The following is a 16702-nucleotide window of genomic DNA, read 5'->3' as shown; positions in this document are numbered from 1 at the left end:
ACATCTCTAACTTCTCTTGTGTTACCTAGATTAGTAGAGATGGCGAAGACTACAAGCCCTTGGGGCAGACTTCTTTAGATCACTTAGATAACCTGGGTTTGTGACCGTGAGCCCAGATGATCCCCGCAGCGCCTACGCGCAGGTGGCCGACGACCTCCGACGGCAGATCGCGAATGGAACGCTGACGGCCGGCCAGCGGCTCGACGGGAACGCCAAGTTGGCCGAGCGGTACGGCGTTGCAGCCATGACCGTTCGGCACGCGTTGGACATCCTTCGCGATGAAGGCTTGATTGTGAGCCAGCAGGGGCGCGGCACCTTTGTCGCCAGCGACCCGCCCGCAGTCGAGACGGAGCAGGCCTCGACCCTGGCCAACGAGCTGGCCGAGATCAAGGCCGCACTGGAACTCATCAACTCGCGGCTCGACCGCCTTGAAGGGCACGTGGCCGATCTTCCGTGACCGCAGCGGACAGGCGATCCACCCGTTGCGCCGCCTCGGCCAGCTTCTTCCGGATCTCGTGCAGCTCCACGAGTAATCGCGCTTTGTCTGCCACCCTCATGGCGACGGCCCCCTCTCCGTCCAGCTTGATCAGCTGAGCTTCATGTGTCCGGCCAGACGCCGGATCTCCTCCGTGCGGGCGTTCCGGTTGGCAGACCGCAGATCGTCCACCAGGTTCCGGGCGACGGGGCGGTTGCGTACGTGCTGAGGAGCAACCGCGTCGGCACGGAGGATGGAGCCCGCGGCATCCTCGGCCTTGCCGTTCATCATTTGTCCGGCTGCTGTGCAGACCCAGAAGTGAGATTGCCTCTCACCAGATGCGATGTGCATAACGTCGACCAGTTCGGACCGCGAGAGCACGTCGCGCGGGTGCCCCAGTTCCAGGCTGACTTCCACGCTGTGGATCTCCGCGTTCACCGCGTTGAACTGGGTCTGGAAGACGTTGCCGTCGGCAGGGAGGTGGGCTGCTGTCCGGCGAGCCTCGGCAAGGTGTGACTCTGCTTCCGCCCGGTCCCACAGACGCGACCAGGCCACGGCGGCCCGGAGGTGCATGGCACCCCACAAGGAGCGGATGTTCTCGTCAGCGGTCGAGAGATCCGGTTCGAGGTCGTCCAGCGCTCGGAGCGCCATGTCCCGCGCTGCCGCCACTTCCCCTTCGTAGAGCCAAACCCCGCAGAGGTCCCAACGGGCAGCGGCTCGAAGCGCCGGCGACTCGGCGCGCTCTGCCGCGACCAGCTCACGCTGGACGGCGCTCCAACCGAGGTCGTGATGACCGAGCAGGTTCGAGGAGACCCGGGCCATGTGGCTGGCTCGGAGCATCAGTGATTCGGCGCGGGCGAGATCGTCGCCGTCCGCCACGTCGCAGGCAACGATGAGGTCGCGAAGGATCTGCGGGAGGACATCGCCGAGGGCCGTGAACTTGGCGTCCTGGCGGAGCCGCTCAGCGACTTCCACCCGTACCGAGATCTCTGCAAGAGACGGGGGCTCGATGCCACCGAGGAGAAGTGCACCGCCGGGCATCGTGGCCTGCTGGAGAGCCAGGCGAAGGCCGGGGATGGCAGCGTGGCCCGAGTCGAGTTCCGAGGAGTCGTGGCGGTAGGGCTGTCCTGTCAGCTCGATGACCTCGATGTCGAGGGCTTCGGCGAGCTGCCCGACAACGCTCATGCGGTCAAGCGGAAGCCGTCCGGTCTCCACCTTTGAGACCCAGCTGACCGAGCGCCCTACGGCTGCTGCCAGCTGTGCCTGGTCCCAGCCAAGTCGGCGGCGTGCTCGTGCCACCCTTTGCCCTGTGCTCAGTTCGGCCCCCACGATGGGCTCCCTTCGACTCTACGAAGGTACCCGCGGCCCCAGGACCGCACTGTCAGAAAAAGTGCCAGTGATCGCACGAAGTGCCATGGCTCACGGGCCTGTTACAGGTTTCTCTACCTCATCAAGCACCCGGCTGCGCTCCGCTCCGCCGGGCGGGCTTCCCGGCTCCGCTCGGGGCGACGCTCCTGCCTTCGGCCCGCTCCGCCCCCGCTGCGCCGACGCCCGCCCCTGCAAGGCGGGATAGGCCCAAGGGCATGAGTCGAGCCCCGACCGGCCGTCGATTCCATCCCTCACCGACATGCCTCCGGCGGGGGCCTCAGGCTCCAGGATGGCGGGGGCGCCGCTGGCGAGTGCCGGCCGAATGTGGCTGGGGGCGGGGAACTCCCATCCCGTCTGCCATCGGCCCAGGACAAGCCGAGCAGACACGGCACCGGGCGTCCAGGTCGTTCGTACAGTGGCGCGCTCCACCTGGACGCCCGGCACCGCGCCCGCTCCACATACGTGTGGGCCGACGGCAGACGGGATGGGAGTTGGGGCGGCTTTGTGGCAGACGATCGACGATCTGCGAGTTTCAGCCAGTTCCGTTATTTTCCAGCCAACTTGGATAGCGTTGAGCACGCAGACCGCTCGTAGGAGGCGAGGTCTCGCCGCGGGCGTACCTCAACGAGGAGGTTCGATCATGAGCGACGGTATAGGCCCCACACCGTCATTGCCTGCTGTCACTGAACCCGTCCTGGACATCTACCTCTCGCTCCTTATGGAGCAGATCGCCGCCGACGATCGCAATCACGTTCCCGTCACTCTGACCATGTCCAGCGGCGTGGTCTACGGCGAACTGATCAGCCATGGAGCTTGGAAGGCCGAGTGGGCCCGCGCGCTCCAAGGTGGCCGAGGCAACGGCGTCGACCTCATGGTCGACTTTCCCGAGAGCGTCGATGGGGCGCGCGCCGCATTGGTCGCTTCCGGGGAGCTGGAGGACGTTCACCATCTCCCCCGCTGGGTTCATCTCCGAGAAGTCACGATCGCCGGTGTAGGCCACGGACCGATCAGCATGCCGTTCTGGAGAGGCCGGCTCGGCGACGTAGCAGGGTGGTCTGTCGGTCGCCCCGCCTAACCAGAGCAGAACCACCGTCTCAGTTCCCGTCTCATTCAGCACCGTTCGCCATCGTTCGTAGGGGTGTGCAGTCCAGTCCGGTAGGTGTCGAAGAACCCTCACGAACGAGGACGAACGCAGGCAACTACTACTGGGACGTGAGGCAACAGACTTGGAAAGCGTGTTGGGGGCAACCCCTCACGAGTTCGAATCTCGTATCCTCCGCCAGTGCCTCACCGGGCACGTTGTCGAAGGGCCCCACCGCTTGCGGTGGGGCCCTTCGACGTTCCCCGGGCCAGCGCGAGCAGGCTCAGGCCGAACATGAGGACGCCCAGCGGTACATGGAGCGCCGGCATGTGCGCGATGCCCAGCACCACCTGCACCGAGGCGAGGGCCAGGAAGCCGCACGCGTACAGGACGGGGCGGGGGCTTCCCCCGCCCGGGCGCCACGCCAGGACCGCGGCGATCACGTACAGCATCGATGCGCCGTACATCACACGCGCTCCGACGCCGTGCAGCGTCTCGCCGTAGGACGTGGACAGCAGCAGTCCGGCGGTGGCCGCCTGGAAGAAGACGGCCAGGGTCTGCAGGGCGATCGAGACGCGCAGGAACGCGCCGGTGCGCCCGTCCGCGGGTGTCCTCTCCTCGGTCGTCCCGTCTTCGGTCGTGCAGTCCGCGGTGGTGCGGGTGGCCATGGTGCGTCCCCTCTTCTGCCTCACGGCGGTGGCTCGGTACTGTCTCGACAGTCCGACGACGCGGGCCCGCGAAATGTGAGGCGGCCGAGAGAAAGCCGAGAGAAACAGGGAGCGTTCGCTGCCGTGAGCACCTCCGATCCGGACCCGCGCGCGATCTTCGGCGAGCGGCGCCGCCTGATCGCCCTCGCCTACCGGCTGCTGGGTTCGGCGACCGAGGCCGAGGACGCCGTACAGGAGGCCTACGCCCGCTGGTATGCGATGTCGCCGCGCCGGCAGGAGGCCGTCGAGGCACCGGGCGCCTGGCTGACGACGGTGGCCGGGCGGATCTGTCTGGACCTGCTCGGCTCCGCGCGGGTCCGGCGCGAGCGCTACGTCGGCGCGTGGCTCCCCGAGCCGCTGCCCGACCGTACGGAGTGGACGGGCGGGGCCGCGGACCCCGCCGAGCGGGTCGCCCTGCACGAGTCGGTGAACATGGCCTTCCTCGTCGTACTGGAGTCGATGACCCCGGCCGAACGCGTGGCGTTCGTCCTGCACGACGTCTTCCGGTACCCCTTCGCCGAGATCGCCGGGATCATCGCCAGGTCACCGGCGGCCTGCCGGCAGCTGGCGGCCTCGGCCCGCCGCCGCGTCCGTACGGCGCACGCCCCGGCGGCCGCCGCCACGACCCCGGCCACGACCGCCGGGCAGGCCGATCTCGTGCGGCACTTCAAGGAGGCGTGGGAGGCCCGGGACATCAAGGCCCTCGTCGGCCTCCTCGACCCGGACGCCACGATGGTCGCCGACGGCGGCGGGCTGGTCGGCGCCGCGCTCCGCCCCGTCGAGGGCGGCGAGCGCATCGCCCAGTACCTGATCCACATGGCCGCCAAGGCGCCCGGGCTGACGCTCCTGGAGCGGACGGTCAACGGCCGGCCGGGCCTGGTGGCCCGGTACGCCGGCACCACCGTGACCGTGGCCGCGTTCGGCCTCGCCGACGACCGCGTCACGCACATCTGGGCGGTCCGCAACCCGGAGAAGCTCCGCGCGTGGAACCGGGACACCGCCCGGGGAGGGACCCCCTAGCGGATCTGGCCGGCCGCCCACTCGGCCCACTCACGGCGCATGGCGTTGAACCGCAGGCCGTACTCCAGGGCGATCCTGCCGTGGACCGAGAGCGGATCGTCGCCCCAGTCGATGGACTCCTCCAGCCGCCGCAGGTCCTCGTACTCCTGCTCCGACATCTCCGTCAGCCCGGTGAGATAGCCCCGCGCCTGCTCGGGCGTGAGCACGCCGAGGAAGAAGACCCTCAGCAGGATGTCGCTGCGGGTGTTGCGCTGCGGCTTGGTCCCGGTCAGCCAGTGACGCAGTTCGGCCAGACCCTCGTCGGTGAGGGTGTACTCCTTGCGCCCGCGCGGGCCCTCCGCCGAGACGCTGATCATCCCGGCGTCGGCGAGCTTGGACAGCTCTGTGTACATCTGGCTCTGGGTGGCGGGCCAGACGTTGGCCAGCGAGGTCTCGAAGCGCTTGAGCAGGTCGTATCCGCTGGCCGGGCGCTCTGACAGGAGTCCGAGAAGGGCGTGTCGAAGGCTCATGGCCCTCACCTTACCTTCCATCCTTGACATGTCAGTTGTGGAACATCTACTTTCGACATGTCAGAACAGGAACGTCAGTCATCAGCCGGGGGTCTCCGATGTCGTACGTACGCACCTTCCTTCCGTGGATCGTCTTCGCGGTGCTTCCGTCCGGCCAGTGGCAGTGGGCCGCGCTCGCCGGTCTCGTCGCGGCGGTGGCGGTGACCGTCCAGCAGCGGCGGACCGGGGCCGGCTTCGACGCCCTGATCATCGAGATCGGCTCCGCGGTCTTCTTCGCGGCCCTGACGGCCGTCGCCTTCATCGACCCCCGCTCGGGCGTGCACGACTACTCGGCGGCCCTCTCCTCGGCCACCCTGGCCCTCATCGCCGGGGTCTCGCTGCTCGTCGGCAGGCCGTTCACCCTGGGCATCGCCAAGCGCACCACCCCCCGCGAGATCTGGGGCCTGCGGCCCTTCATCCGGACCAACGCCGTCATCACCGGCGTGTGGACCGCGGCCTTCGCCGTGACCGCCGGCGCGCTCGCGGCCCTCGCCCACGCCGGCCACGGCCACTCGACGCCCGCCACGCTCGTCCAGGCCGCCGGGTTCGTCCTCCCGATGCTCTTCACCGTCCGCTACGTCGCCGCCGCGCAGGCCAAGGCCAAAGCCGCAGCCGACGCGCGCTGAGCACCCCGGCACCCCCGCTCCCCCCGCTCCCCCTGCTCCCCCTGCTCCCCAACGCGGCGCCCGCCGACGGGGGTAGGGTGCGGGCGTGTCGTCGTACTCCATCGGGCAGGCCGCCGGACTGCTGGGCGTGAGCGCCGAAACCGTCCGCCGCTGGGCCGACGCCGGGCGGCTGCCGGTGCGCCGCGCCGCCGACGGGGGGCGGTCCTTCGACGGGGTGGCGCTCGCCGCCTTCGCCCAAGCCCGGGCCGGTGAGCCCCGGCCCCAGCCGCCCGCGGGCAACGGAACGGCCACCTCCGTGCGGAACTCCTTCGTCGGGATCGTCACCGCGGTCCGGGTCGACGACGTGGCCGCCCAGGTGGAGATCCAGTCGGGCCCGCACCGCGTGGTGTCCGTGGTGACGCGCGAGTCGGTCGAGGAGCTCGGGATCGCGGTCGGGGTCTGCGTCACCGCGCGGGTGAAGTCGACCGAGGTGTACGTCGACCTCCCCTGACGCCGGCGACGCACGCGGCGCCCCGGCCGTCAGAGCGGTCAGGTGCAGCGCAGCGCCGCGTAGAGGTCCAGCTTGTGGTCCAGCCGGGACAGGTCACGGCCCGTCAGGGACTCCACCCGCTCGATCCGGTAGTGCACCGTGTTGACGTGCAGGTGCAGTGCCTCCGCCGTCCGCGTCCACGAGCAGTTGTGGGCCAGGAACACCTCCAGCGTCTCGCGCAGCATCCCGTCCCCGAGCGCCCCGAGCGTCCGTGTCGCGTAGACCGACCGGACCTCCTGCGGGACCCCCGACAACAGGGCGGACAGGGTTTCCAGTTGCTCCACCGCGCGGACCGGGGCGCCCTCGTCCGCCGCCGTCAGGGCGAAGCGGGCCTGGCGCATCGACGCGCGCAGTGCCTCGGCCCCGGCCGCCCGCGCGCCGGCGCCGAGCCGCAGATCGGCCTCCGGGCCGCCGCACGCCTGCACCAGCGGCCAGACCGGGCGGAGCAGGCCCGGCACGTCGACCGCCGCGTCCTGGTCCTCGTACAGGACCGCGACCGAGCGCCCCACCGCGTACGGGACGTCCCGCAGGTGGGCCAGCGCCTCGGCCAGGGCGTCGCCGTCGGTGGCCGCGAGCACCCGGTACGGGCCGCCCGCCGGGAGTCCGGCCGCGGCCAGCGCCTCCTCCAGGGCCCCCGGATCGGTGACCGGCTCCTCCGCCTCGAGGAGTGCGGCCAGCTCCCGGCCGGCGGCCGAGGCCGCGTCGGAGCGGCGGGACCGGCCGTCGCGGTACTGGGCGAAGACCTCGGCGATCTCGTGGAGCACGCGCGGGGGCGCGGCGTCCGCGTCCGGCATGTGCAGCAGCCAGGCGTCGTACGGGGTGCTCTCGGCCTCGATGCGCAGCGAGAGCCCCTGGCGCAGCGCGCTGCCGCCCGCCCGCCGGGCCGGTATCGCGGGCGCCGACGGGGTGCGGGCGACGGTGCGCCCGCTGGCGGTGAGCAGGTAGCAGGCGACCTTGCCCAGGTGGGCACAGGCCCGGCCCAGCAGTTCGGCGGGTCCCGCTCCGCCTTCGAGGAGGCGGCTGAGCTCGGCGCGCACGTTCTCGGGGAGCGCGAAGAGCCGGTTCGGGCGGCGGCTCAGGTCGCCCCACTGGCGCAGGTACACCGCCTCGGTGACCGCGCGGAAGCTGGTCTGCGCGGGCACGGCAACGAGCGGCACCCGGTGGGCCCGGCAGGCGGCCAAGAGCTCGTCGGGGACCCGGCCGTGGGTCTCCTCGCCGGCGAGGAGGGCGGTGGCCCCGGCCTCGGCGAGCGCGGAGACGAAGCGGTCCGCCTTCACCAGGTCGCCCTCGGTCCACCACACCAGGCCGCTGAGCACGAGCTCGCCGGGGCCCAGGAAACGGCGCGGGTCCTCCAGGTCGGTGGCGGTGACCCCGCTGACCTCCTGGCCGAGAAGGGCGTCCTCACCCCAGAGCAGGGTGAGGCCGAGGTTGTCGGACTGGAGCAGGTCGAGGACGTGCATGCGGGGCTCCTTGCGGCGGGTGGCAGCCCACATTCGCGAGGTGAATACGAGAAACCCCATCGTAAATGCAAGGGCAAGACCTCGGTCAGCCTCTTGGTTGATCATCCAGGGCGGACCGTCCCGAGTCCAGCGGTTTCCGTGCTCGGCCACAGTCGTCCCGGGCCCGCCCCCGTTGCTTCACTGACTGGAAACGCTCGGTTCCCCGGGTGTCCCGAGTGGATGGGGGTGGCTCACCTTGGATCTCAACACCGTGCTCGACGTGCGCGACGCACGCCGCCGCGAACCCTGGCGCCCCGGCGACGCCTGGCTCGGCGGCGGGACGTACCTCTTCTCCGAGCCCCAGCCCCACATCCGCCGCCTGGTCGACCTCTCGCGCATGGGCTGGCCGCCCCTGTCCTGGCAGCCCGACGGCGCCCTCGACATCGCCGCCACCTGCACCATCACCGAGCTGTCCCGGTTCGGCCGGTCCCTGCCGGCGACCGCGGCGCCGCTGGTCGAGCAGTGCTGCCGGGCCTTCCTCGCCAGCTTCAAGATCTGGAACATGGCCACCGTCGGCGGGAACCTCTGCAACGGCCTCCCGGCCGGCCCGGTCATCTCGCTCGCCGCGGGCCTCGACGCCACCGTCCTGCTCCAGGGCCAGGACGGCGCCACCCGCCGCCTTCCCGTCACCGACTTCATCCGCGGCGCCGGGGTCAAGGACCTGCGCGAGGGCGAACTGCTGCGCTCCGTCCGCGTCCCGGCCCGCTCGCTGGCCTGCCGTACGGCCTTCCGGCAGGCCTCGCTGTACGGGCTCGGCCGCTCGGGCGCCCTCGTCATCGGCACCCGCGACCCCCAGGACGGCTCCTTCGCCCTCACGGTCACCGCCGCCACCACCCGCCCCTTCCGTTTCTGGTTCGCGCTGCCGCCCGCCGCCGCCGAGCTGCGCGGGGCGATCGACACCGCCGTCCGGCCGCAGGAGTGGTTCGACGACATCCACGGGCTGCCCGACTGGCGGCGCCACATGGCCCTGCGCCTGGCCGAGGAGATCCGCCGCGAACTCACGGCGGCGACGCCGCAGGAGGTTTCCCGATGAGCTACGAGATCGAGATCAACAAGGAGCGCTTCGACACCGAGCCGCGCGCCGGCCAGTGCCTGCGCACCTACCTGCGCGAGCGCGGCTGGTTCGGCGTGAAGAAGGGCTGCGACCAGGGCGACTGCGGTGCCTGCACCGTGCACGTCGACGGGCAGCCGGTGCACAGCTGCCTCTACCCGGCCGTCCGCGCCGGGGGCCGCTCCGTGACCACGGTCGAGGGTCTCGCCAAGCCCGGCGGCGAACTCCACCCGGCGCAGCAGCAGTTCCTCGACGCGCAGGGCTTCCAGTGCGGCTTCTGCACGGCCGGCTTCCTGATGACCACCGCCGCCCTCCAGGCCGAGGAGGGCACCGCCCACGACGACGGCAAGCTCCAGGACCTCCCGCGCGCCTTCAAGGGCAACATCTGCCGCTGTACGGGCTACCGGGCCATCGAGGACGCCGTACGCGGGGTGAAGCACACCGAAACCCCGGAACAGGGCGCGGCCGTCGGCAAGAGCCTCGGCGCCCCCGCCGGTCCCCTCGTCGTCACCGGCACCGCCCGCTACACCTTCGACGTCGAGGTGCCCGGGCTGCTCCACATGAAGCTGCTGCGCTCCCCGCACCCGCACGCCCGCATCGTCGACATCGACATCAGGGACGCCCTCCAGGTCCCGGGCGTGCACGCCGTCCTCACCCACCACGACGCCCCCGACCGCCTGTACTCGTCCGCCCGGCACGAGCACCCGACCGAGGACCCGATGGACACCCGGGTCCTGGACGACGTGGTCCGCTTCGTCGGTCAGCGCGTGGCGGCCGTCGTCGCCGACAGCGAGCAGGCCGCCGAGGAGGGCTGCCGCCGCGTGGTGGTCACGTACGAGGAGCTGCCGTACGTGATCGACCCGGAGGAGGCCATGCTTCCGGGCGCGCCCGTCCTCCACCCCAAGGGCCCCGAGTCGGGGATCTTCCGTGCCGAGAACAACGTGTGCGGCGAGGTCCACAACACGATCGGCGACATGGAGAAGGGGTACGCGGAGGCGGACGTCGTCTACGAGGAGACCTTCCAGACCCAGCGCGTCCAGCACGCCAGCCTGGAGACCCACGGCAGCGTCGCGTACTTCGAGCCCAAGGAGGAGGGCGACGGCGAGCGCATCACCGTCCGCTCCTCCACGCAGGCGCCCTTCCTGACCCGGCGGGCCCTGTGCGCCCTCTACGACCTCGGCGAGGACGAGGTCCGCGTCGTGGCGGGCCGCGTGGGCGGCGGGTTCGGCGGCAAGCAGGAGATGCTCACCGAGGACATCGTGGTCCTCGCCGCCCTGAAGCTGCGCAGGCCGGTGAAACTCGAGTTCACCCGTGCCGAGCAGTTCTACGGTGCCACCACCCGCCACCCCTTCAAGATCACCATCAAGGTCGGTGCCAAGAAGGACGGCACCCTCACCGCCCTGCGCATCCGCGTGCTCTCCAACACCGGCGCCTACGGCAACCACGGCCCGGCGGTCATGTTCCACAGCGTCGGCGAGTCCTTCGCCGTCTACAAGGCGCCCAACAAGGAGGTGGAGGCGTACTCCGTCTACACCAACGGCGTCCCGGCCGGCGCCTTCCGCGGCTACGGCCTGGGCCAGGTCCTCTTCGCCCTCGAATCGGTGATGGACGAGCTCGCCGTCAGGCTCGGCATGGACCCGCTCGAACTGCGCGAGAAGAACGTCATCGGTGCCGGCGACCACCTGGTGACCCCGATCGGTCACGAAGAGGACCTGTTCATCGCCTCCTACGGGATGAAGCAGTGCATGGACGTGGTCCGGGGGGCCATCGCCGACGACCGCAGCCACGAGGACGTCCCCGAGGGCTGGCTCACCGGGACGGGTTCGGCGGTCGCGATGATCGCGACGGGCCCGCCGGGCGGCCACTTCGCCGACGCCCGCGTCAGCCTGCTGCGCGACGGTACGTACGACATCGCGGTCGGCACGGCGGAGTTCGGCAACGGCACGACCACCGTTCACAAGCAGATCACCGCGGGCGCGCTGAACACGACGGTGGACCGGATCTCCGTGCGCCAGTCCGACACGGACGTGGTCCGCCACGACACCGGCGCGTTCGGCTCGGCCGGCACGGTGGTGGCGGGCAAGGCCGTGATGCTGGCGGCCAACTCCCTCGCCGAGCGCCTGCTGACCTTCGCCGCCCGGCACACGGGCGTGGCCCGGCACCTGTGCAGGCTGTCGGCCGAGTCCTTCGACTGCGCGGGCCGGACCGTCACGCTGAAGGAGCTGTACGAGGCCGCGTACGACAAGGGCAGGCTGGAGGAGATGGCCGCGGACGGCCACTGGGGCGGCTCCCCCCGCTCGGTGGCCTTCAACGCGCAGTGGTTTCGTCTCGCCGTGGACCCGGACACGGGGGAGATGAAGATCCTCCGGTCCGTCCACGCGGCGGACGCGGGCAAGGTCATGAACCCGATGCAGTGCCGCGGCCAGGTGGAGGGCGGCGTGGCCCAGGCGCTGGGCGCGACGCTGTTCGAGACCGTACGGGTGGACGAGCGCGGGGAGGTGACCACGGCGGCGTTCCGCCGCTACCGGCTCCCGCAGTACGCGGACGTCCCGCGCACGGAGGTGCACTTCATGGAGACCTCGGACGCGATCGGCCCGCTCGGCGCGAAGTCGATGAGCGAGAGCCCCTTCAACCCGGTGGCCCCGGCGTTCGCGAACGCCCTGCGGGACGCGACCGGGGTGCGGTTCACGGAGATGCCGGTGACACGCGACATCGTCTGGCGGAAGGTGAACCAGAGGTTGCAGGACCTGCAAGGGCAGAACACACGATGAAGCCACATCTGCTTGTTGTATCAAGCCATCAACCTTGCAGATGAGGTTCCGGAATGACGGGCCCCGGGCACAATCGCCACATGGCCAAACTCATGCTGCACGGAGATCTGGACCACCCGGCGACCCTGAGCGTCGCGGACCTGCGGGACTGGGTACAGCACCGGGCCGCGGTCACGTTCGACTGCGCGACGAACGGTCCGCAGCACCATGTGTTCGAAGGCGCCCTGCTGCGTGACGTGGTCGCGGACGCCGGGCCGTCCTTCGACGCGCGGCGGCGCAAGGACCGCAGCCGCTTCCTGCTGGCGGTCAGCGGCGGGGACGGGCACCACACCGTCCTGTCCTGGGCCGAGCTCGACGTCGACTTCGGCGACAGCCCGGTGCTGCTGGCGACCCGCCTGGACGGGGAGGACCTCGACGAGGCGGGCGCACAGCTGGTGGTCCCGACGGACCGGTGCGGAGCGCGCTACGTCAGCGCCGTCACGCACGTGTGGTTCGGCTCGCTGTCGCCGCCGAACCTGGGGCTCTAGACGTCAGGCGGTCGCGAGCGAGATCTCGGTGGACTTGATCAGCGCGACGACGGAGGACCCGGCGGCCAGGCCGAGCGCCTCGACGGCGTCCTTGGTGATGGCGGCGGTCAGCCCGCCGCCGTTCACGTCCACCTTGACCGAGGCCATGGCGCCGCCGGTGGCGATGTCGGAGACGGTGCCGGCCAGCTGGTTGCGGATGCTGATGCCCTCGACGGCGGCGGTGGCCAGCGCCACCTCCGTGGCCTTGACGAGCGCCTTCACCGAGGAACCCTCGGCGATGCCCAGGTCCTTGACGGCGTCGGTGGTGATGGCGGCGGTGATGTCCTGGCCGCCTTCCAGACGGACCTTGACCGTGGCCATGGCCTCGCCGGTGGTGACGGCGGTGACGGTTCCGGCGATCTGGTTGCGGATGCTCAGGCTCATGGGGTGCTCGACCTCTTCGGTAGTGACCTCGCGCGGCCCGGGGGAGCCGCACAAGATCGACGCTACGAGCGATCGCGTCGGCGCGCGTTCGACCCATCGCATCCGCCACCCGGAACCACCCGGGCGGCTCGCCCCTGCGTTCTCGCGCACGCGCCCGGGTCGACTGCCGCCCGTACCGCCCGGCCTTCGCGTGCGCGGTCGGCCGGGGCGAGCGGTGGCGCTCAGGCCGCCAGGGGTACGGTCAGGGCCGGGTGCCACCGGGGGACGGGCCGGTGCAACGGCCTTTCCCGGAGAAGCGGATGATGCGACGAATTCCAGAGACAGGACACTCCGGCCGGGCACGTCGCACGGAGCGTGTCGCCACGGTCGTCTTCGCTTCGCTGCTGGCGCTGACCGCGGGGTGTTCGGACATCATGGAACTCCCCTACACGCCGGAGCGGATGGACCCCGACCCCGCGCGCGCGAAGACGAGGGAGGTCTCCGCCCGCCTGCTGGAGCTGGCCGGGGTCAAGGGCACGGTCACCGAGCCCCGCGCCGGCATGAGCGTCGTGACCTGCGACGAGTACGGCCGGGACCTGTACGCCCTGGAGCACCGCTGGTCGGTGGGCGGCATGACCAGTGACCAGTACGACGCCGGCATGCAGAACCTGCGGAAGGCGCTGGTCGGGAACGGCTGGGAGATCAAGAAGGACGGCCCCGACGAGATCCGGGCCAAGAACGAAGCCGGACACTTCTCCGTGACGGTCGCCGCGCACACCGCGACGCTGGAGCCGACGCTCGACTTCACCGTCAACTCCCGCTGCTACCAGGCGACCTCCCACGCCGCCTACAACGCGGGCTGACGCCGCGCGTACGAGACGAAGCCGGCCCAGGCCTGCGGCGTGAGCGCCAGCTGGGGCCCGTCGAGCACCTTGGAATCCCGCACGCGGACGGCCTCGGGGCAGGCCGCCACCTCGACGCAGGAGTCGCCTTCGGGGCCACTGCTGTAGCTGCTCTTGACCCACGCCACCTCGACGCAGGAGTCACCTTCGGAACCGCCGCTGTAGCTGCTCTTGAACCAGGCCAAGTCGCACATCACGCATCTCCCAGCAAGTGCTCGATAAAAGCCCGGGACTCCCGTGGCGAGAGAGCCTGGGCTCGGATAATTCCATAGCGCAGCTCAAGGATTCGAAGCCGCTTCGCGTCAGAGACCGGACGCCCATTGAAGGCACCTTCGGAGCGCCCTACTGCCGTTCCATCCCCGAACTTCAGCACATCGATCCCGCCGTCCATACCTGCGTGCACCTCGCGGTCAAGCGGCATGACCTGGAACGACATGTTGCGCAACTCACTGACCTCCAGCAGTCGTTCGAGCTGCTGACGCCACACCATTGTGCCTCCGATCGGGCGGCGCAGCGTGCTCTCCTCGTGCACGAAACTGAGCGTGGGTGCCGGGGTGCGATTGAAGATCGACCACCGAGCCTGGCGCGCGGCCACAAACCGCTCCACCTCGTCCACCGAGTAGGTGGGCTGGCGCATCTCGAACATCGCCCGCGCGCAGGCCTCAGTCTGAAGCAGGCCATGCACGTGATGGATGCTGTAACCCGCGACTTCGACCGCCAGGGCCTCCATCCTGGCCAAGTCCCGAACCTTCTTCGGGTACCGCACCCGCCCCAGGTCCTCCCGCATGGCCCGGATCAGGCCCCCGGCCTCCAAGGCCTCGTCGACCTTGTCCAGATACTCCGGCTTGGCGATCCGCTTGCCGCCCTCGACCTTGTAGATCAGGGCCTCTCCGTACTGGATCGCCGCCGCCAGGTCCCCGACCCGCATCCCCAGCGCTTCCCTCCGCGCCCGCATCTGGCGGCCGAGGGCCGCCACGACCGCCGCGCCCTGTTCGTCCTCGGGGTCCACGGACCAGCTGTGCTCATCCGTACCGTCACCGTCCACGTCCACGCCCATGCGCACCCACCTCCTCAACGCGCCTTACCCGTCACTCGCGTCGGGACAGTCTCGACAGCTTTGGACAAAGCCGTGGACGTTCGTGCGGGGCCGCCCCCGCGGGCGGGTCGCGCCCGGGCGCGACCCGGTGCGGCGCGACGCTTTGTCTTTGGAAGGACCAAGAGAAAGAAACTCCCGCCCAACCCCTCCAGCCTCCCCGGAGCGACGCTCACTCACACGGGTGAATGGTCCCAACTCGGCTGGATTTCATGCCGGTTGCCTGGCATATGCTCGCCGCGACAACTCCAGACACAAGGCAGCCCCCGCCGGGACTCGCAATCCCGACGAGGGCCTGACCACGAGAAGGCAAGAACTTCCCGATGGCTTTCCAGCACCTTAACGCGCCCTCGCGCGCCGCGTACGGCGTTCAACACGCCAGCGTCCGGCAGACCCGCAATTTCACCGTGGTCAGCAACGACCTGATCCGGCACCCGCACTTGTCGATGAACGCGCGGGCCCTCGCCTCGTACATCCAGTCCGTGCCGCGCGGCACCCCGGTCGGCATCAAAGCCCTGGCCCGGCAGCTGCCCCTCGGCGAGAAGGCGATCGCCAAGGCGCTGGGCGAGCTGGAGGCGTACGGGTACCTGCGGCGGCTCCAGGAGAAGCTCCCGGACGGGCGGATCGTCACCCGTACGGTGTTCTGCAACGCCCCGAAGGCCGTCACCCTGCCGGAACCGAAGCCCGAACCGGCGCCCCGGCCGGCACCGGAACCGAGGCCCGAACCAGCGCCCGAACCGGCTCCCGAACCGCCACCCGCACCCGCACCGGACCCCGGCCCGCCGCCCCCGGCGGCGTCCCTCCCGGCGCCCCGCAACCCGCACAACCCGGCCCGCAGGCGGCTGGCCGAGGAGCTCCTCGCCGAACTCCGCCGGGCCGACCCCCGCCTGCTCCTCGGCGAACGGGACGTCCAGCGCCTGGCGGGCGGCGTCGAGGCCTGGCTTGAACGCGGGGCCACCCATCAAGCGGTGACCGGCGCCCTCACGGCGAACCTCCCGGACCACCCCCGCAACCCGCCCGGCCTGATCGCCCACCGGCTGACGGCCCAGCTCCCGCCCGACCTGACCCCGCTCCCCCGCAGAGCCCCCTTCGTTCCGCCGGTCCCCCTCCAGACCTGCGAGGAGTGCGACCGCGCCTTCCGCAGCCCGACCCCCGGCACCTGCAAGGGATGCACCGTCACGCGACCCCCCGACGTGTGAGGGCGGGGCCACCCGGTCGGCGGCCCCGCCCCATACGCCCCGGAGGGACGGCTACGCGTCCGACATCTTCGGCATCTCGCCCGTCGTCTTCGACATGTCGATCACCGCGAAGGCCGCGCCCTGCTGGTCCGTCAGCGCCGCGAAGCGGCCGAAGGGGCTGTCCATCGGGCCGAAGTGGAGGGCGCCGCCGTGCTTCTTGGCCTTGGCCACGGCCTCGTCGCAGTCCGGGACCCCGAAGTAGACCTGGACGTACGGGGGGATCTCCGGCGGGAACTCGTCGCCCATCTTCATCCGGCCGAGGACCGGGTTCTCCTTGCCGCCGACGCTGTAGATCCGGAAGTCCATCCCGGCCGTCTCGGGGTCGTCGCCGGGCTCCATCGTCTGGGCCTCGTACGGGAAGACCTGCGAGAGGAACCCGTCCGCCTTGGCCGGGTCACGGGTGAAGACCTCGGCCCAGGAGTACGCGCCCGGCTCGCCGATCTTCTCGAAGCCCTTGTGCTCGCCCGGCTGCCAGACGCCGAAGACCGCGCCGCTCGGCTCCTTCGCGATGGCCATCGTGCCGAAGGTGCCGACCTGCATCGGCTCCATCATCAGCCGGCCGCCCGCCGACTTGATCTTCTCGGCGGTGGCCGCCGCGTCGGGCGAGGCGAAGTACAGACACCACTGCGACGGGGCGTCGGCACCCGGCATGGGCGGCACGACGGCCGCCACCGCCTTCCCGTCGGAGTACGCCTGCGTGTAGTTGCCGTACTCGCTGGACGACTCGCCGAAGGTCCAGCCCAGCACGTCGGAGTAGAAGGCCTTGGCGCCCTCCACGTCCTTGAACATCGCGTCCACCCAGCACGGAGCGCCTTCCGGGAACTCAGCCATGATCGATCGACTCCTGTGTCGTTTCGTCGGTTTT

General features: G+C 70.6%; 18 protein-coding genes. 10 read left to right on the top strand and 8 right to left on the bottom strand.

The genetic code is table 11. The features are described from left to right. Nucleotides 1–100: 100 nt before the first annotated feature. Nucleotides 101–457 (top strand): GntR family transcriptional regulator, encoded by a 357-nt coding sequence (locus ACFY1T_RS10825; RefSeq protein ID WP_386091062.1) that lies wholly within the window; start codon nt 101–103, stop codon nt 455–457. A 129-nt stretch (nt 458–586) separates the two neighbouring features. Here ACFY1T_RS10825 and ACFY1T_RS10820 read toward each other — a convergent pair whose 3' ends face one another. Further along, nucleotides 587–1774 carry a multiprotein-bridging factor 1 family protein gene (locus tag ACFY1T_RS10820; protein ID WP_390787906.1) on the bottom strand — a complete coding sequence of 396 codons (1188 nt, stop codon included), beginning with the start codon at nt 1772–1774 and terminating at the stop codon, nt 587–589. Nucleotides 1775–2483: 709 nt separating this feature from the next. On the opposite strand from ACFY1T_RS10820, the gene ACFY1T_RS10815 reads away from it, so the two are divergent. Beyond that, the gene (locus ACFY1T_RS10815) at nt 2484–2918 is read left to right on the top strand and encodes a hypothetical protein (protein WP_390787853.1); all 435 of its coding nucleotides are present in this window, start codon (nt 2484–2486) and stop codon (nt 2916–2918) included. Between the two features lie 212 nt (nt 2919–3130). Here ACFY1T_RS10815 and ACFY1T_RS10810 read toward each other — a convergent pair whose 3' ends face one another. Beyond that, entirely contained in the window at nt 3131–3592 is a 462-nt protein-coding gene (locus ACFY1T_RS10810) for a hypothetical protein (protein ID WP_390787852.1), read from the bottom strand. A 123-nt stretch (nt 3593–3715) separates the two neighbouring features. On the opposite strand from ACFY1T_RS10810, the gene sigJ reads away from it, so the two are divergent. After that, on the top strand, nt 3716–4651 hold the full coding sequence (gene sigJ / locus ACFY1T_RS10805) for an RNA polymerase sigma factor SigJ (RefSeq protein ID WP_390787851.1): 936 nt from the start codon (nt 3716–3718) through the stop codon (nt 4649–4651). On the opposite strand, the gene ACFY1T_RS10800 is transcribed toward sigJ, so the two are convergent. Continuing rightward, the gene (locus ACFY1T_RS10800) at nt 4648–5160 is read right to left on the bottom strand and encodes a PadR family transcriptional regulator (RefSeq protein ID WP_390787850.1); all 513 of its coding nucleotides are present in this window, start codon (nt 5158–5160) and stop codon (nt 4648–4650) included. The genes sigJ and ACFY1T_RS10800 overlap by 4 nt on opposite strands. A 98-nt stretch (nt 5161–5258) precedes the next feature. Here ACFY1T_RS10800 and ACFY1T_RS10795 point away from each other — a divergent pair, with 98 nt between their 5' ends. Next, nucleotides 5259–5825: a hypothetical protein gene (locus tag ACFY1T_RS10795; protein WP_390787849.1), complete on the top strand. Its 567-nt coding sequence runs from the start codon at nt 5259–5261 to the stop codon at nt 5823–5825. 85 nt (nt 5826–5910) lie between these two features. Continuing rightward, nucleotides 5911–6315 carry a molybdopterin-binding protein gene (locus ACFY1T_RS10790; RefSeq protein WP_390787848.1) on the top strand — a complete coding sequence of 135 codons (405 nt, stop codon included), beginning with the start codon at nt 5911–5913 and terminating at the stop codon, nt 6313–6315. Nucleotides 6316–6353: 38 nt separating this feature from the next. On the opposite strand, the gene ACFY1T_RS10785 is transcribed toward ACFY1T_RS10790, so the two are convergent. Further along, nucleotides 6354–7814, bottom strand: a complete 1461-nt coding sequence (locus tag ACFY1T_RS10785; RefSeq protein WP_390787847.1) for a PucR family transcriptional regulator — start codon at nt 7812–7814, stop codon at nt 6354–6356. A 235-nt stretch (nt 7815–8049) separates the two neighbouring features. Between ACFY1T_RS10785 and ACFY1T_RS10780 the strand changes: the two genes are divergently transcribed. The 3 genes from ACFY1T_RS10780 (at nt 8050) to ACFY1T_RS10770 (ending at nt 12202) form a co-directional block, all read left to right on the top strand. Further along, nucleotides 8050–8886, top strand: coding sequence for an FAD binding domain-containing protein (locus ACFY1T_RS10780; protein ID WP_390787846.1), 837 nt, complete (start codon nt 8050–8052; stop codon nt 8884–8886). Beyond that, nucleotides 8883–11675, top strand: a complete 2793-nt coding sequence (locus ACFY1T_RS10775; RefSeq protein ID WP_390787845.1) for a molybdopterin-dependent oxidoreductase — start codon at nt 8883–8885, stop codon at nt 11673–11675. Before ACFY1T_RS10780 ends, ACFY1T_RS10775 begins: the two co-directional genes overlap by 4 nt. A gap of 80 nt (nt 11676–11755) precedes the next feature. Beyond that, nucleotides 11756–12202 carry a molybdopterin-dependent oxidoreductase gene (locus ACFY1T_RS10770; protein WP_384704919.1) on the top strand — a complete coding sequence of 149 codons (447 nt, stop codon included), beginning with the start codon at nt 11756–11758 and terminating at the stop codon, nt 12200–12202. Between the two features lie 3 nt (nt 12203–12205). Here ACFY1T_RS10770 and ACFY1T_RS10765 read toward each other — a convergent pair whose 3' ends face one another. Then, the gene (locus ACFY1T_RS10765) at nt 12206–12625 is read right to left on the bottom strand and encodes a molybdopterin-binding protein (protein WP_390787844.1); all 420 of its coding nucleotides are present in this window, start codon (nt 12623–12625) and stop codon (nt 12206–12208) included. 413 nt (nt 12626–13038) lie between these two features. Between ACFY1T_RS10765 and ACFY1T_RS10760 the strand changes: the two genes are divergently transcribed. After that, on the top strand, nt 13039–13467 hold the full coding sequence (locus tag ACFY1T_RS10760; RefSeq protein WP_390787843.1) for a hypothetical protein: 429 nt from the start codon (nt 13039–13041) through the stop codon (nt 13465–13467). On the opposite strand, the gene ACFY1T_RS10755 is transcribed toward ACFY1T_RS10760, so the two are convergent. Further along, nucleotides 13452–13700 (bottom strand): DUF397 domain-containing protein, encoded by a 249-nt coding sequence (locus tag ACFY1T_RS10755; protein WP_390787842.1) that lies wholly within the window; start codon nt 13698–13700, stop codon nt 13452–13454. The genes ACFY1T_RS10760 and ACFY1T_RS10755 overlap by 16 nt on opposite strands. Continuing rightward, nucleotides 13700–14563 (bottom strand): Scr1 family TA system antitoxin-like transcriptional regulator, encoded by an 864-nt coding sequence (locus ACFY1T_RS10750; protein WP_390787841.1) that lies wholly within the window; start codon nt 14561–14563, stop codon nt 13700–13702. The genes ACFY1T_RS10755 and ACFY1T_RS10750 overlap by 1 nt, the downstream gene beginning before the upstream one ends. A gap of 359 nt (nt 14564–14922) precedes the next feature. Between ACFY1T_RS10750 and ACFY1T_RS10745 the strand changes: the two genes are divergently transcribed. Further along, entirely contained in the window at nt 14923–15798 is an 876-nt protein-coding gene (locus ACFY1T_RS10745; protein ID WP_390787840.1) for a helix-turn-helix domain-containing protein, read from the top strand. Between the two features lie 51 nt (nt 15799–15849). On the opposite strand, the gene ACFY1T_RS10740 is transcribed toward ACFY1T_RS10745, so the two are convergent. Next, nucleotides 15850–16668 carry a VOC family protein gene (locus ACFY1T_RS10740; RefSeq protein ID WP_390787839.1) on the bottom strand — a complete coding sequence of 273 codons (819 nt, stop codon included), beginning with the start codon at nt 16666–16668 and terminating at the stop codon, nt 15850–15852. Nucleotides 16669–16702 lie beyond the last annotated feature (34 nt).

This window comes from Streptomyces sp. NPDC001194 (genome assembly GCF_042896985.1).
Classification (GTDB): domain Bacteria; phylum Actinomycetota; class Actinomycetes; order Streptomycetales; family Streptomycetaceae; genus Streptomyces.
The sequence above is the reverse complement of the archived record's forward strand: the minus strand, read 5'-3'. Positions and strand labels throughout refer to the sequence as shown.

Coding starts and splice junctions, on each gene's coding strand:
- ACFY1T_RS10760 (WP_390787843.1), top strand. CDS start 13,039: ATGGAACTCCCCTACACGCCGGAGCGGATGGACCCCGACCCCGCGCGC.
- ACFY1T_RS10810 (WP_390787852.1), bottom strand. CDS start 3,592: ATGGCCACCCGCACCACCGCGGACTGCACGACCGAAGACGGGACGACC.
- ACFY1T_RS10770 (WP_384704919.1), top strand. CDS start 11,756: ATGGCCAAACTCATGCTGCACGGAGATCTGGACCACCCGGCGACCCTG.
- ACFY1T_RS10750 (WP_390787841.1), bottom strand. CDS start 14,563: ATGGGCGTGGACGTGGACGGTGACGGTACGGATGAGCACAGCTGGTCC.
- ACFY1T_RS10740 (WP_390787839.1), bottom strand. CDS start 16,668: ATGGCTGAGTTCCCGGAAGGCGCTCCGTGCTGGGTGGACGCGATGTTC.
- ACFY1T_RS10815 (WP_390787853.1), top strand. CDS start 2,484: ATGAGCGACGGTATAGGCCCCACACCGTCATTGCCTGCTGTCACTGAA.
- ACFY1T_RS10755 (WP_390787842.1), bottom strand. CDS start 13,700: ATGTGCGACTTGGCCTGGTTCAAGAGCAGCTACAGCGGCGGTTCCGAA.
- ACFY1T_RS10765 (WP_390787844.1), bottom strand. CDS start 12,625: ATGAGCCTGAGCATCCGCAACCAGATCGCCGGAACCGTCACCGCCGTC.
- ACFY1T_RS10775 (WP_390787845.1), top strand. CDS start 8,883: ATGAGCTACGAGATCGAGATCAACAAGGAGCGCTTCGACACCGAGCCG.
- ACFY1T_RS10745 (WP_390787840.1), top strand. CDS start 14,923: ATGGCTTTCCAGCACCTTAACGCGCCCTCGCGCGCCGCGTACGGCGTT.
- ACFY1T_RS10795 (WP_390787849.1), top strand. CDS start 5,259: ATGTCGTACGTACGCACCTTCCTTCCGTGGATCGTCTTCGCGGTGCTT.
- ACFY1T_RS10800 (WP_390787850.1), bottom strand. CDS start 5,160: ATGAGCCTTCGACACGCCCTTCTCGGACTCCTGTCAGAGCGCCCGGCC.
- ACFY1T_RS10785 (WP_390787847.1), bottom strand. CDS start 7,814: ATGCACGTCCTCGACCTGCTCCAGTCCGACAACCTCGGCCTCACCCTG.